We start from the raw sequence: 12,295 nt of genomic DNA, 5'->3' as shown, positions 1-12,295 counted from the left end.
GCACCCACCAGAGCGATTCGCGTATGGCGTCGCATTTGGTAGTGCCGGCCGCTGGCCGGCAGATGCCAACCATGGAATCGTGAGGTTGCCGGCCAGCGGCCGGCACTACAGACGATCAGGTCTGCTTGCGCCGGATCGGGATCGCCGACACCGGCACCGAGGCCACGTCATGCCCGCCTTCGCGGATCGGTGCGCCCGGGTCCGGTGCCCAGGCGTGGGCATAGATCACTTCCCAGCTGCTGGGCAGCTTGCCGTCGGCGCGCCGCATCGGTTCATACGCCGCTGCCGCCGCAGCGAAACGGCCACGCCCGGTCAGCGTGTGGCGGCGATCCACCCGCGCATTGGTGGCACCCATCGCGCGCAGTTCGCGCATCAGCGACGGCAGGTCGTCGTAGGTCAGGGTGAACAGATCGCGATCCAGCACCGGGTCGCGGAAACCGGCCATCATCAGCGCATCGCCGAACTGGGCGATCTGGGCGAAGCGGCTCACGTGCGGGCGATCATCGGCGGCCGCGAACGCTTCGTTGAGTTCGACCAGCGTGTCCGGGCCGAAGGTGGAGCACAGCAGCAGGCCACCGGGCTTGAGCACGCGACGGAAGCCAGCGAACACCGCCGGCAGATCGTCCACCCACTGCAGGCACAGGTTGCTGAAGATCACGTCCACGCTGTTGTCGGCCAGCGGCAGCGCGGCGGCGTCGCCGCACAGGCGCTGGAACGGCTTCCACCAACCGGCCTGGCGCTTGGCCTGGTCCAGCATCGGCAGGGCCACGTCCAGTGCGATCACCTGCGCCTTCGGCCAGCGCTTCTTCATCAGCGCACTGGCGTGGCCGGTACCGGCGCCAATGTCCAGCACCACCTCGGGCCTGCGTGCTTCCAGGTAGTCCAGCGATTCCACCAGCCGCGCCTGCACCTCGCGCTGCAGGGCGGCGGCGGCGTCGTAGCTGGTGGCGGCGCGGGCGAACGCGCGGCGGACATGGCGGGCATCGAAGTGGGACGGCATTGCGAAAGTCTCTTAGAACGTACCGGGGTAGGCGCCGCCGTCGATCAGCAGGTTCTGCCCGGTGAGGTAACCGGCCTGTGCGCTGCACAGGAAGGCGCAGGCCGCGCCGAATTCGTCCGCCGTGCCGAAGCGGCCGGCGGGGATCTGCTGGCGGCGGCGTTCGGCCACTTCCGCAGCATTGCCGTCCTTGCCCGCACTGTGGGCGAAGTTGGCGCGCAGGCGGTCGGTGTCGAACTGGCCGGGCAGCAGGTTGTTGATCGTGACGTTGTGCGCCACGGTACGGCGCGACAGGCCGGCGACGAAGCCGGTCAGGCCACTGCGCGCGCCGTTGGACAGCGCCAGGATGTCGATCGGGGCCTTCACCGCCGACGAGGTGATGTTGACGATGCGGCCGAAGCCGCGCGCGATCATCGCGTCGACGGTGGCGCGGATGAGCGCGATCGGCGCCAGCATGTTGGCGTCCAGCGCGGCGATCCAGTCGTCGCGCTCGAAATTGCGGAAGTCGCCCGGCGGCGGGCCACCGGCATTGGTGACCAGGATGTCCACCTGCGGGCATGCGGCCAGCGCCGCGGCACGGCCGGCCTCGGTGGTGACATCGGCGGCGACCGCGCGGATGTCCGCGGCGCCGGGCAGAGCACGCAGTGCTTCAGCGGCGGCCTGCAGGGCCGCTTCGCCCCGGGCCACGATCACTACGTTGACGCCCTCGCGCACCAGCGCACGCGCGCAGCCCAGGCCCAAGCCCTTGCTTGCGCCGCAGACCAGTGCCCAGCGGCCGTTGATACCCAGATCCATGCGTCAATCCTGCGGAATTCGGAGGGGGCTCATTGTCCGCCATCGGCCGGTGACAGGCCGGCAACGAAGTGTTGCAGGGCGCTGGCCGCCTCGTCGGCATGGCCGAGGAAGGGCGCGTGGCCGCCATGGGCGATGGTCAGCGCCTGCGCACCCGGGGCCAGTGCCGCAGCGGCCTGCATCGCCGCCGGAGACACCAGCCGGTCACGCTGGCCGGCGATCCACAGGCTGGGTTTGCCCAGCGTCGGCAGTGCCCCGCGCAGGTCGGTGCTTTCCAGCAGGCGCAGGCCTTCCAGCAGGGCGCGTTCGGTGGGCGCGCCGCGCTCGATCAGCCTTTGGCGCAGCGTCCGCAGCTCCTCGCGGGCGTGCGCAGAGCCCATCACGTCCAGCGCCAGGAAGCGTTCCAGGGTGCCGCCGAAGTCGGTCTCCAGCTCGCGCCCGAACTGCTCGAACACCGCCGGCTCCACCGCATGCGGCCAGTCGTCGCCCCGCACGAAGCGCGGCGTGGCCGCGATCATCGCCAGCCCGCGCACCTTCGGAAGGGTCGCGGCGGCGTGCAGTGCGAACAGGCCGCCCAGTGACCAGCCACACCACACCGCCGGCGGCGTGGCCGCGGCAATGGCGTTGACCACGAATGGCAGGCGCAACGGCGTGGTGTCTTCGCGGCTGTGGCCATGGCCCGGAAGATCAACCAGATGCAGGGTGAACCGGTCCGCCAGGCGCTGCACCAACGGTGCGAACACACCGCCCTGCAGGGCCCAGCCATGGATCAGTACCAGGTCCGGCCCCTGGCCGGTGACGTCGATATGCATGGGAAAACGACAGCAGGCTCAGGCAAAGACAGGCAATGGCGGTGGCGCGGCGTCACGCACCGCCAGATCCACGCGATCGCGCGCGCTGGCGATCGCGTCCACCAGGCCACGCACCTGTTCCGGCGTGTGCAGGGCGGTCAGGGTGACACGCAGGCGCGCCCTGCCTTCGGGCACCGTGGGTGGACGGATCGCGCCGACCAGCCAACCAGCCTGTTCCAGTGTCTTGGACATCGCCACAGCGCGGTGATCGTCACCACACAGCAGCGGCTGGATCGGCGTTTCCGAAGCCATCAGGTCCAGACCATGGCGGCGTGCCTCGCTGCGGAACAGCGCGATCAGGTCGGTCAGTTTCGAGCGGCGCCAGTTGTCACGGCGTGCCAGGCGCACCGCTTCAAGTGCAGCGGCGGCCAGCGGTGGCGGCATCGCCGTGGTGTAGATGTAGGGGCGCGCGGTTTCGGCCAGGTGCTCGACCAGATCGTCGCGGCCCAGCACCAGCGCGCCGGAACCGCCCAGTGCCTTGCCCAGCGTGACCAGCTGCAGCGGCACATCGTCCACGCCCAGCCCGGCGGCGGCCACGGCACCACGGCCGTCACCGACCACGCCCACGCCGTGCGCATCGTCCACATAGAACAGCGCCTGCTGCAGGCGTGCCACAAGTGACAATGCACGCAGCGGTGCGATGTCGCCATCCATGCTGAAGACACCATCGGTGGCCAGCATCGCCGCGCCGTCGGGCGCGTGCTTGAGCTGGCGCATCGCGCCTTCGGCATCAAGGTGCGGATAACGGCGCAGGCGCGCACCGGCCAGCCGCGTCGCATCGAGCAGGCTGGCGTGGTTGAGCTTGTCCTGCACGCAGACGTCGTTCTCTTCGCTCAGCAGTGCCTGCTGCACGGCCAGGTTGGCGGCGAAGCCACTACCGAACAGCAGCGCGCGCGGGTAGCCCAGCCACTCCGCCACTTCGCGCTCCAGCGCGTCATGCAGGGCGTGGTGGCCGCAGACCAGGTGCGATGCACCCGCGCCGGTGCCTTCGCGTGCGGCGGCATCCTGCAGCGCGTTGACCACGCTGAACTGCTGGGCCAGGCCCAGATAATCATTGCTGCAGAAGCCGGTCAGCCACTGGCCGTCCACTTCCAGGCGGACGCCATCACGACGGTTGACCGTGCGCCGCGCGCGGCGAAGGCCTTGGGCATCGCGCAGGGCGCGTTGGGCGTGGAGGCGGGCGGTCAGGTCGGGGCGGGCCATGGCGGCGGAATGCAGCGACGGGGCGGCTAGGGTAGCGCGTTGCCGCGGCGCCTGCTTGCGGCCCGTCTCAGGCCGCGCGGGCGCAGCCACAGCCGGACGTATCTGCACTGATATCGGCGTGCACGGTGCCACCGTGGTCGTGACCCTCGGCGTCCACCTGCATCGCCATCGGTTGCAGGCCCAACCGCGCGAACAGGGCCAGGTCGCGCTCGCTCTCTGGGTTGCCGGTGGTCAGCAGCTTGTCGCCGTAGAAGATCGAGTTGGCACCGGCCACGAAGCACAGCGCCTGCAGTTCGTCGCTCATCGCCTCGCGACCGGCCGACAGCCGCACCATCGAGCGCGGCATGGCGATGCGCGCCACTGCGATCATGCGCACGAACTCGAACGGGTCCAGCTCGGCGCTGCCATGCAGCGGCGTGCCCGCCACCTGCACTAGCCTGTTGATCGGCACCGAATCGGGATGTGCCGGCAGCGTGGCCAGCGCCAGCAGCAGGCCCACGCGCTGCGCGCGCGTCTCGCCCATGCCGACGATGCCGCCGCAGCAGGTTTTCAGGCCGGCCTCGCGCACGTGCTCCAGCGTGTCCAGGCGGTCCTGGTACTGGCGCGTGTGGATGATCGAATCGTAGTAGTCCGGCGCGGTGTCAAGGTTGTGGTTGTAGTAGTCCAGGCCGGCGTCCTTCAGCGCACGTGCCTGTTCGCCACTGAGCATGCCCAGCGTGGCGCAGGTCTCCAGGCCCAGCGCCTTCACCCCGGCGATCATCGCCGCCACCTTCGGGATGTCGCGGTCCTTCGGCGATCGCCACGCTGCACCCATGCAGAAACGCGACGCGCCGGCGGCCTTGGCCTGGCGGGCCTTGGCCAGCACCGCATCGGTGTCCATCAGCTTCTGCGCGTTCACGCCGGTGCTGTAGCGCTGCGCCTGCGGGCAGTAGGCGCAGTCTTCCGGGCAGCCTCCGGTCTTCACCGACAGCAGCGTGGACACCTGCACCTGCGCCGGGTCGAAGTGCTCACGGTGGACCGCCGCGGCGCGGAACAGCAGCTCGGGCAACGGCAGGTCGAACAGGGCCTGCAGTTCGTCGTGTTGCCAGTCGTGGCGGATGGCAGCAGCCATGGCGGGACCTTGGATACGAATGGAGCGAGGGCGGCAGTGTGGGTGGGGTGGAGAGGGCTGTCAACTATTTATTGAATGATATGGTTTACAATTCGTTGGCGTGTCCTAGCAGCGAGGAAGGCGCCGCATTTCACCGCATCCTGCAAGGCCTCCGGCCACAGTGGCCGCTGCCCGACGCAAGCGCTGGCGCGCAGACTCTCTCCCATGACCGATCTTCATCGCCTCCGCGGCCGCATCACCGCGCTGGTTCTCAGTGAGGCCTGGCGCCGCCGTGCCGCGCTCTGGGGCGGGGCTGTGGCCGTAGCGCTGGTGGCCATCCTGTTTGCCAAGGCCAGCGACGCGGCCTTCCATCTGTTCCAGCGCATCACCGCGCACTCGCCGTGGTGGGCCCTGCTGCTCACGCCCGGCATCTTCGCGTTGCTGGCCTGGCTGACCAGTGGCGTGCTGAAGCCCACGCGGGGCAGCGGCATTCCGCAGGTCATCGCTGCGTTGGACAAGCCCGATGAGCCGTTCCGGAAAACCAACCTTTCCCCAGCGGTTTCGGCCGGCAAGCTGCTGCTGACCTCGCTGTCCCTGCTCGGTGGCGCGTCCGTTGGCCGCGAGGGCCCGACCGTGCATGTGGGTGCCAGCCTGATGTACCTGTTCGGCCGCTGGTTCGGCTTCAAGGACCCGCGCGAACTCTCGCACTTCCTGCTGGCCGGTGGCGCGGCCGGCATCGCGGCGGCGTTCAACACACCGCTGGCCGGCATCGTCTTCGCCATCGAGGAGCTCAGCGGCCGTTTCGAGCATCGGTTCTCCGGCACCCTGCTGACTGCGGTGATTGTCGGCGGCGTGGTGTCGCTGGGCCTGCTCGGCAACTACACCTACTTCGGCCATGTGAGCGCGCGGTTGCCGCTGGGACAGGGCTGGCTCGCGATCCTGCTGTGCGGCGTAGTGGCCGGATTGCTGGGCGGATTGTTCGCGCGCGCGGTGCTGGCCAGTGCGGCGGGCCGCCCCCGTTGGCTCGGGCAACTGCGGCAGCGGCATCCCGTGTTGCTGGCCGCAGGTTGCGGGCTGGTGGTGGTGCTGCTGGCCCTGGCGTTCGGAGAAGGCGCATTCGGCACCGGCTACGAACAGGCGCGCAGCCTCGTGCAGGGGCAGGCGATGGTGGGCCATGAGTTCGGGTTGATGAAGCTGCTGGCGAATCTCGCATCGTACGTAGCCGGCATTCCCGGCGGCCTGTTCTCGCCGGCGCTGGCGGTCGGTGCCGGCCTTGGCCACAACCTGGCGGTGCTGATGCCGGGCGTGGATCCGCGTGCGTTCGTGCTGCTGGGCATGTGTGCCTACCTGACCGGCGTCACCCAGGCACCGCTGACCTCGGCGGTGATCTCGCTGGAGCTGACCGACAGTGGTGATCTGCTGCTGCCGATCCTGGCCACGGTGCTGATCGCGCGTGGTGTGTCCGGGCTGGTGTGCCGGGTGCCGATCTACCGTGGGCTGGCAGAGGTGCTGGTGGTGCCCGCGGTTGCATCAACCGGGCCTGGGCAGGACGAACGCCCTTCCTGATCGGCAGCACCCTCCGCTGTTGCGGGCAGCCCCGACACTGCAATCGGTCCTTCGCCGATGGCCGCACCGGGGTGCGCGATGAAGCATGGGGGATGCGTATTGATCTCCTGCATTCGGCAACCCGTGTCTCCCGCGCACTGCTGGGTGTGCTGCTGCCACTCCGCTGCCTGGTCTGCGGCGATCCGGGCCATGATGATCTCGATCTGTGCCGCGCCTGCCTCGCCGGACTCCCCTGGGCCGGCCGCGCCTGCCTGCGTTGCGCGCTGCCGTTGCCGGACGCGGCCCTGATCGTCTGCGGCAGCTGCCGCGAGGAGGCACCGCCGCAGGCGGCCACGCATGCCAGCCTGCTGTACCTGCCGCCGGTGGACCAGCTGCTGCTGCGCTACAAGTTCCATCAGGACCTGGCGGCTGGCCGCCTGCTGGCGCAGTTGATGCAGCGGGCACCGCCCGCCTGGTCATGCCCACCACTGGTGCCGGTGCCGCTGCACCGCCGCCGCCTGCGCCAACGCGGCTACAACCAGGCTGCTGAACTGTGCCGGCTGCTGCCGATGCCGGTCTGGCATGGGCTGTATCGGCGGAGGCACACCGCGCCGCAGTCCGAACGCACGGCCGAACAGCGCAGGGACAACCTGTTCGATGCGTTCGATGTCCATGGGCCGGTGCCCACGCGGCTGACCGTGGTCGACGACGTGATGACCACCGGCAGCACGGTGGTGGAAATCGCCGAAACACTGCGCTGCGCAGGCGCAGAAGAAGTACGCGTGTGGGTCTGCGCGCGCGTGCCGTGATCGCTGTCTTCATCGCCGGGGGCTAGGATGTGGCCGGTACTGGACTGAAGGAGTGGCCATGAATTCCCCCCTGTCTCCCTTGTTGTCAGCGGTTGGCCGCAGCTGGTGGATCCTGCTGCTGTATGGCCTGGTCGCGCTGGGTTTCGGCATCGTTGCCATCGGCTGGCCGTTGTCCGCAGCGATGGCGCTGGCGTGGACACTGGGCGTGATGGCCATCGTTGAAGGTGTCATCAGCCTGTTCGCACTGATCAGCGGCGGCAATGGTGCTCCGCGCGGCTGGCTGGCGCTGTATGCCATCGCCTCGCTGGGCTTCGGCATCCTGGCGGTGATCAATCCGCTGGCCACCGCCAGCGTGCTGGTGCTGTTCCTGGCGGCGTGGCTGCTGGTAGCCGGCATCTACCGCATCGTGTTCGCGATCCGCGTGCGCAAGCAGATCCAGGGCGAGTGGCTGCTGATCCTCAGTGGCGTGCTGGCGGTGGTGCTGGGGCTGCTGTTCGCGGCCAATCCGTATGCAGGCGTGGCGGTGACCACGCTGTGGATCGGCATTGGCAGCCTGCTGTACGGGCTGCTGCAGGTGCTGGTGGCGTTCAAGCTGCGGAAGCTGAAGTGAGGGGCGCGTTTCCGTTCCTGCTGGGCGCAGCGCTGGTGCTGGCCGGATGCATGCCGGGTGCCACGCCCGGTGCGCTGGCAGGCAAGGATCATGCGCCGCGCGCGGGTGTGGATGTACGCCTGAGCGCGGTCGATGCGGACGGCAAGGGCAGGCAGGCGCAGTGGCAGGGCGAAACGCTCGCCCTGCGCGAGCCGCCGATCGCTGGCAGCGCCGACATCGCCGATGTGCGCTACGTGCTGGACGAGGCCAAGCAGCCGGGCCTGCAGATCCGCTTTCGACACGAAGCGCATCAGCGCATCCACGATGGCACGGAAGCACTGGTGGGCCAGCGAGCGGCGATCAGCGTGGATGGCCGCGTGTTGATGGTGGCGACGGTGAAAGGCCCGTTCGGTGAATCGATGATGCTGAGCGGGTTGCCGAGCATCGCCGAGGCGCAGGCGTTGGCCAGGCACATCACCGGCCAATGACGGGCGCGCCAACGCCACCGCGTTGCGCGCGGAGGCCGACCAAGGTCGACCGCTACCGGGCGAACCGTGCCTCGATCTCCTCCAGTGACTTGCCCTTGGTCTCCGGCAGCCAGAACGCGGCCACCAGGAAGAACACGAAGGTGCACGCCGCCCAGAACACGAACATGCTGGCGTAGCCGTAGTGGCCCACCGTGGGCAGGAAGATCGCGGCGATGGTCGTGGACACGAACTGGTTGATCAGCAGGGCGATGCTCATGCCGTTGGAGCGGATGCGGTTCGGCATCAGCTCCGACAGTGCCAGCCACACGCACACGCCCGGGCCGACCGCGAAGAACGCGACGAACACCAGGATGCAGGTGGCCACCGCCCAGCCATGTGCAGGCGGCGGCACCGGGCCGATGCGGGCCTGTTCGATGCGCAGCGGTGCCTGCGCGGCACTGGCGGGGTCGGCGAACGGGTTCAGATGCAGTTTGCGGAAGAAGGCACCGATCACGCTGTCGGCCTGCACGGTGCCGGCGCGCTCGATGCGCAGCTCGCGATCAGTCAGGTTGTCGCTGCGCAGGGCGCGCACATTGGTGAAGTCACCATAGGCGTACGACACGGTCAGCTGCATCGGCCGGCCCTGGCTGTCGATGCCATTGCTCAGGCGCTGCCACTGCGCGTCGTCCAGCACCAGCTGCAGGCCATCGCCGCTGACCGCCGCCTGCAGCTGCGGCTGCACGTCGTCACGGCCACGCTCGGCCTGGAAGAACAGCGTGGCCGCGGCCAGCAGGGCCACGCAGATACCACCGCTGCCGAGCATCAGCAGGAACTTGCGGCCCTTGCGGTCGACCAGCAGCAACGCGACCACGGTCATCACCGCATTCAGCAGCTTGATCGCCACATCGGCGCCGTTGGCCACTGAACCGGACAGGCCGGCCTGATTGAGGATGTTCACCGCGTAGGCCAGTACCGAGTTGATGCCGGTGGCCTGGGTGCAGGCCAGCACGACGCAGGCGAGCAGGAACGGCACCACGTAGCGGCGGCTGAGCAGTGGATCGCGCTTGCTGTGGCTGCTGCTCGATTCCGGCGCCTGGATCTGCGCAAGGGTGGGCTCCACATCGGCAGCGGGCAGTACGCGCTGCAGGCTGCGGCGGGCTTCATCAATGCGGCCCCGGCGTACCAGCCAGCGTGGTGATTCGGACAGCCAGAAGATGCCCGCGCAGAACAGCAGGCCCGGCGCCAGGCAGGTCCAGAAGATGGTGCGCCAGGCGTGGTCCTTCACCGTGAACAGCTCCTGCGCCTGCTGTGCCAGCGGCAGCGAGCGCACGGTTTCGGCGGCGGCATCCACGGCGTGGGCGTGGTACAGGCCGATCAGGGCTGCCAGCACCAGGCCAACGGTCAGCAGCAGCTGGAACATCGCGGCGCCGCGCCCGCGTCGCTCGGGGCTGAGCACTTCGGCCAGGTACAGCGGAATCACTACACCGATCAAACCGCCACTGATGCCCTGCAGCAGGCGGCCCAGCAGCAGCGGCGTGTAACCGGAGGCCAGCGCCATGATCGGAATCGAGGCGGTGAACAGCAGGCCGGCCAGCAGCATCGCGCCGCGGCGGCCGATCAGGTCGGCGATCATGCCGGCGAACAGCGACGACAGCACGCTGCCCAGCAGTACCGCGGCCACCACGAAGCCGAGCTGCTGGCTGCTGAGCTGCCAGGCATGGCTGGCCGTTGCTTCCAGGTAGGGCAGGGCACCGGCGATGATGCCGATGTCGATGCCGTACAGCAGGCCACCGAGGCCGCCGATGAAGAGCAGGTAGCGTACGGGCCAGCGCGGAGCGGTGCTTGGAGTCATCGGCAGTTCCTGTGGTAGCGCCGGGCCACGCCCGGCGGCGGTTCGTCGCAGAGTGCTTTCTGTAGAGCCGAGCGCTGCTCGGCTGCTTTCCGTTCCGATATCGAGGTTCCCCATGCCGCGCTTCGCGCGCTGAGCCGAGCATGGCTCGGCTCTACAGGGAGCCTGCGCGGCATCCGGGCCGCATCGCGCGTGTCAGTTCAGATCGACCACGCGCCCACCCACCACCACCTGCTGCAGGCGCAGTTCGGCGTCCAGCACCACCAGGTCGGCGCGGGCGTCGGGCGCGATGCGGCCGCGATCGCCCAGGCCCAGGTAGTCGGCCGGGAAGGTGGAAACACGTTGCGAGGCGTCGGCCAGCTCCAGGCCGACGCGCACCAGGTTGCGCAGCGCCTGGTCCATGGTCAGGGCGCTGCCGGCCAGCGAACCCGTGGCCAGTCGCACGCAGCCGCCACACTTGTGCACGCGCTGCTGGCCCAGCGCGTACTCGCCGTCGGGCATGCCGGTGGCGGCCGTCGCGTCGGTCACCGCATACAGGCGCGGGATCGCGCGCGCGGCCAGGCGGATCACGCCGGGATGGATGTGCTGCAGGTCGGGAATGATCTCGGCGTACTGTGCATGCGCCAGTGCTGCCGCCGCGATGCCCGGGCGATAGTGATCGACACCGGTCATGCCATTGAACAGATGGGTGAAGCCGGAGGCACCGGCCTGCAGCGCGGCCACGCCTTCCTCGTATGTGCCAGCGCTGTGGCCGAGCTGCACGCGGATGCCCATTGCCGCCAGCGCGGGTATCAGTGCGGTGTGCTCGCCGATTTCCGGAGCCAGCGTCATCACCCGGATCGGCGCGAGTGCGTGCAGTTGCTGCACCAGCGCCAGCGTCGCCTCGATCGTACGGTTGGGCTGTGCACCCAGGCGCTGCGGGCTGATGAATGGTCCTTCCAGATGCACGCCGACGATGCTGGCGGCGTCGGCATCGGGCGCCGCCATCGCCGCAGCCACGCCCTGCAGCGCGTGCTCGATCTCATCCAGGCCGGCGGTCATGGTGGTCGCCAGCAGTGTGGTGGTACCGAAGCGCAGATGGGTGCGTGCGATGGTGCGCGCGACATCGCCACCCTGCATCAGGTCGACGCCGGCCGCACCGTGCACGTGCAGGTCGATGAAGCCGGGCAGGATCACCGGCAGCTGCAGGTCGTCAGCGCCGCTGTGGTCATCCACCTGCAGCTGGCGAACGTGTGAATCGAAGTGGACGTGGCCACGCCGCCAACCCAGCGGGGTGAGGATGCGGCCATGCAGGGAACGGGCGTCGGTCATGCGGGAGGCTCGGCGATGATCACTTCGATGCCCAGCCGCTGCAGCCCTTCGCGGGTTGCGTCGTCGATACCGGCATCGGTGATGATGGCGTGGATCTGGTCCAGGCGGGCGATGCGGTGCAGGCTGACGCGCCCGAACTTGGAGGCGTCGGTCAGCACCACGATGCGGCGCGCACGCTCGACCATGCGGTGGTTGAGGCGGGCTTCGGCCTCGTCGTGGGTGGTCAGGCCGAACTGCAGGTCCAGGCCGTCCACGCCCAGGAACAGAGTGTCGAAGCTGTACGAGTTGAGGCTGGCCTCGGCCTGGCTGCCCTGCAGCGACAGCGACTGCTGGCGCAGCAGGCCACCGGTCAGCAGCACGGTGATGCCCGCGGCATTGGCCAGTTCCCAGGCGATGTTCAGGCCATTGGTCATCACCGTCACGTCGCGATGCGCGCGCAGGTGGCGGGCCAGCGTCATCGTGGTCGAGCCGGAATCGATGATGATGTTGTCACCAGGCTGCACCAGGCGCGCAGCGCGCGCACCGATCGATTCCTTCAGCGGCAGGTTCAGCGCGTCCTTCTCATGGATGTCCTGTTCCTGCGGCGGCGTGCGCACCAGGGTGGCGCCGCCGTGGGTGCGGTTGGCCAGGCCCTGCGACTCGAAGTGGGTCAGGTCGGCACGGATGGTCACCGCCGACACGCCGAAACGCTCGACCAGATCGGCCACCTGCACCGAGCCGTGCTCGATCAGCAGCTGCAGGATCTGTTGCCGGCGGGAGCGGGTGTTGCGCATGGCCATTCTCGGTTTCGCG

12 protein-coding genes are annotated in these 12,295 nt (G+C 69.0%); 4 read left to right on the top strand and 8 right to left on the bottom strand.

The genetic code is table 11. The annotated features are described in order from the left end of the window. Positions 1–115 precede the first annotated feature (115 nt). From bioC to bioB, 5 genes are all read right to left on the bottom strand, one after another. A complete protein-coding gene (gene bioC / locus AC5P66_RS10140; RefSeq protein ID WP_049415722.1) occupies positions 116–1,000 on the bottom strand; it encodes a malonyl-ACP O-methyltransferase BioC in 885 nt (294 codons plus the stop codon). A gap of 12 nt (positions 1,001–1,012) precedes the next feature. After that, positions 1,013–1,792 (bottom strand): SDR family oxidoreductase, encoded by a 780-nt coding sequence (locus AC5P66_RS10135; RefSeq protein WP_099494967.1) that lies wholly within the window; start codon positions 1,790–1,792, stop codon positions 1,013–1,015. Positions 1,793–1,821: 29 nt separating this feature from the next. Then, positions 1,822–2,601, bottom strand: a complete 780-nt coding sequence (gene bioH / locus AC5P66_RS10130; protein WP_099486906.1) for a pimeloyl-ACP methyl ester esterase BioH — start codon at positions 2,599–2,601, stop codon at positions 1,822–1,824. A gap of 18 nt (positions 2,602–2,619) precedes the next feature. Next, positions 2,620–3,843: an 8-amino-7-oxononanoate synthase gene (gene bioF / locus AC5P66_RS10125; RefSeq protein ID WP_495216284.1), complete on the bottom strand. Its 1,224-nt coding sequence runs from the start codon at positions 3,841–3,843 to the stop codon at positions 2,620–2,622. Between the two features lie 67 nt (positions 3,844–3,910). Then, positions 3,911–4,954, bottom strand: a complete 1,044-nt coding sequence (gene bioB / locus AC5P66_RS10120) for a biotin synthase BioB (RefSeq protein WP_099494969.1) — start codon at positions 4,952–4,954, stop codon at positions 3,911–3,913. 204 nt (positions 4,955–5,158) lie between these two features. Between bioB and AC5P66_RS10115 the strand changes: the two genes are divergently transcribed. From AC5P66_RS10115 to AC5P66_RS10100, 4 genes are all read left to right on the top strand, one after another. Then, entirely contained in the window at positions 5,159–6,499 is a 1,341-nt protein-coding gene (locus AC5P66_RS10115; RefSeq protein ID WP_099486903.1) for a chloride channel protein, read from the top strand. Positions 6,500–6,591: 92 nt separating this feature from the next. Continuing rightward, positions 6,592–7,287, top strand: a complete 696-nt coding sequence (locus AC5P66_RS10110) for a ComF family protein (protein ID WP_099486901.1) — start codon at positions 6,592–6,594, stop codon at positions 7,285–7,287. 58 nt (positions 7,288–7,345) lie between these two features. After that, a complete protein-coding gene (locus AC5P66_RS10105; protein ID WP_049439442.1) occupies positions 7,346–7,897 on the top strand; it encodes an HdeD family acid-resistance protein in 552 nt (183 codons plus the stop codon). After that, positions 7,894–8,364: a SecDF P1 head subdomain-containing protein gene (locus AC5P66_RS10100; protein WP_049417008.1), complete on the top strand. Its 471-nt coding sequence runs from the start codon at positions 7,894–7,896 to the stop codon at positions 8,362–8,364. Before AC5P66_RS10105 ends, AC5P66_RS10100 begins: the two co-directional genes overlap by 4 nt. 52 nt (positions 8,365–8,416) lie before the next feature. Here the strand turns inward: AC5P66_RS10100 and AC5P66_RS10095 are convergent, their stop codons facing one another. From AC5P66_RS10095 to AC5P66_RS10085, 3 genes are all read right to left on the bottom strand, one after another. Then, positions 8,417–10,195 (bottom strand): MFS transporter, encoded by a 1,779-nt coding sequence (locus tag AC5P66_RS10095; protein ID WP_495216283.1) that lies wholly within the window; start codon positions 10,193–10,195, stop codon positions 8,417–8,419. 192 nt (positions 10,196–10,387) lie between these two features. Further along, positions 10,388–11,503: an N-acetylglucosamine-6-phosphate deacetylase gene (gene nagA / locus AC5P66_RS10090; RefSeq protein ID WP_495216282.1), complete on the bottom strand. Its 1,116-nt coding sequence runs from the start codon at positions 11,501–11,503 to the stop codon at positions 10,388–10,390. Beyond that, positions 11,500–12,276, bottom strand: coding sequence for a DeoR family transcriptional regulator (locus AC5P66_RS10085; RefSeq protein ID WP_049417055.1), 777 nt, complete (start codon positions 12,274–12,276; stop codon positions 11,500–11,502). The genes nagA and AC5P66_RS10085 overlap by 4 nt, the downstream gene beginning before the upstream one ends. Positions 12,277–12,295 lie beyond the last annotated feature (19 nt).

The organism is Stenotrophomonas sp. YJH_SMC_122, from assembly GCF_059369535.1.
The sequence above is the reverse complement of the archived record's forward strand: the minus strand, read 5'-3'. Positions and strand labels throughout refer to the sequence as shown.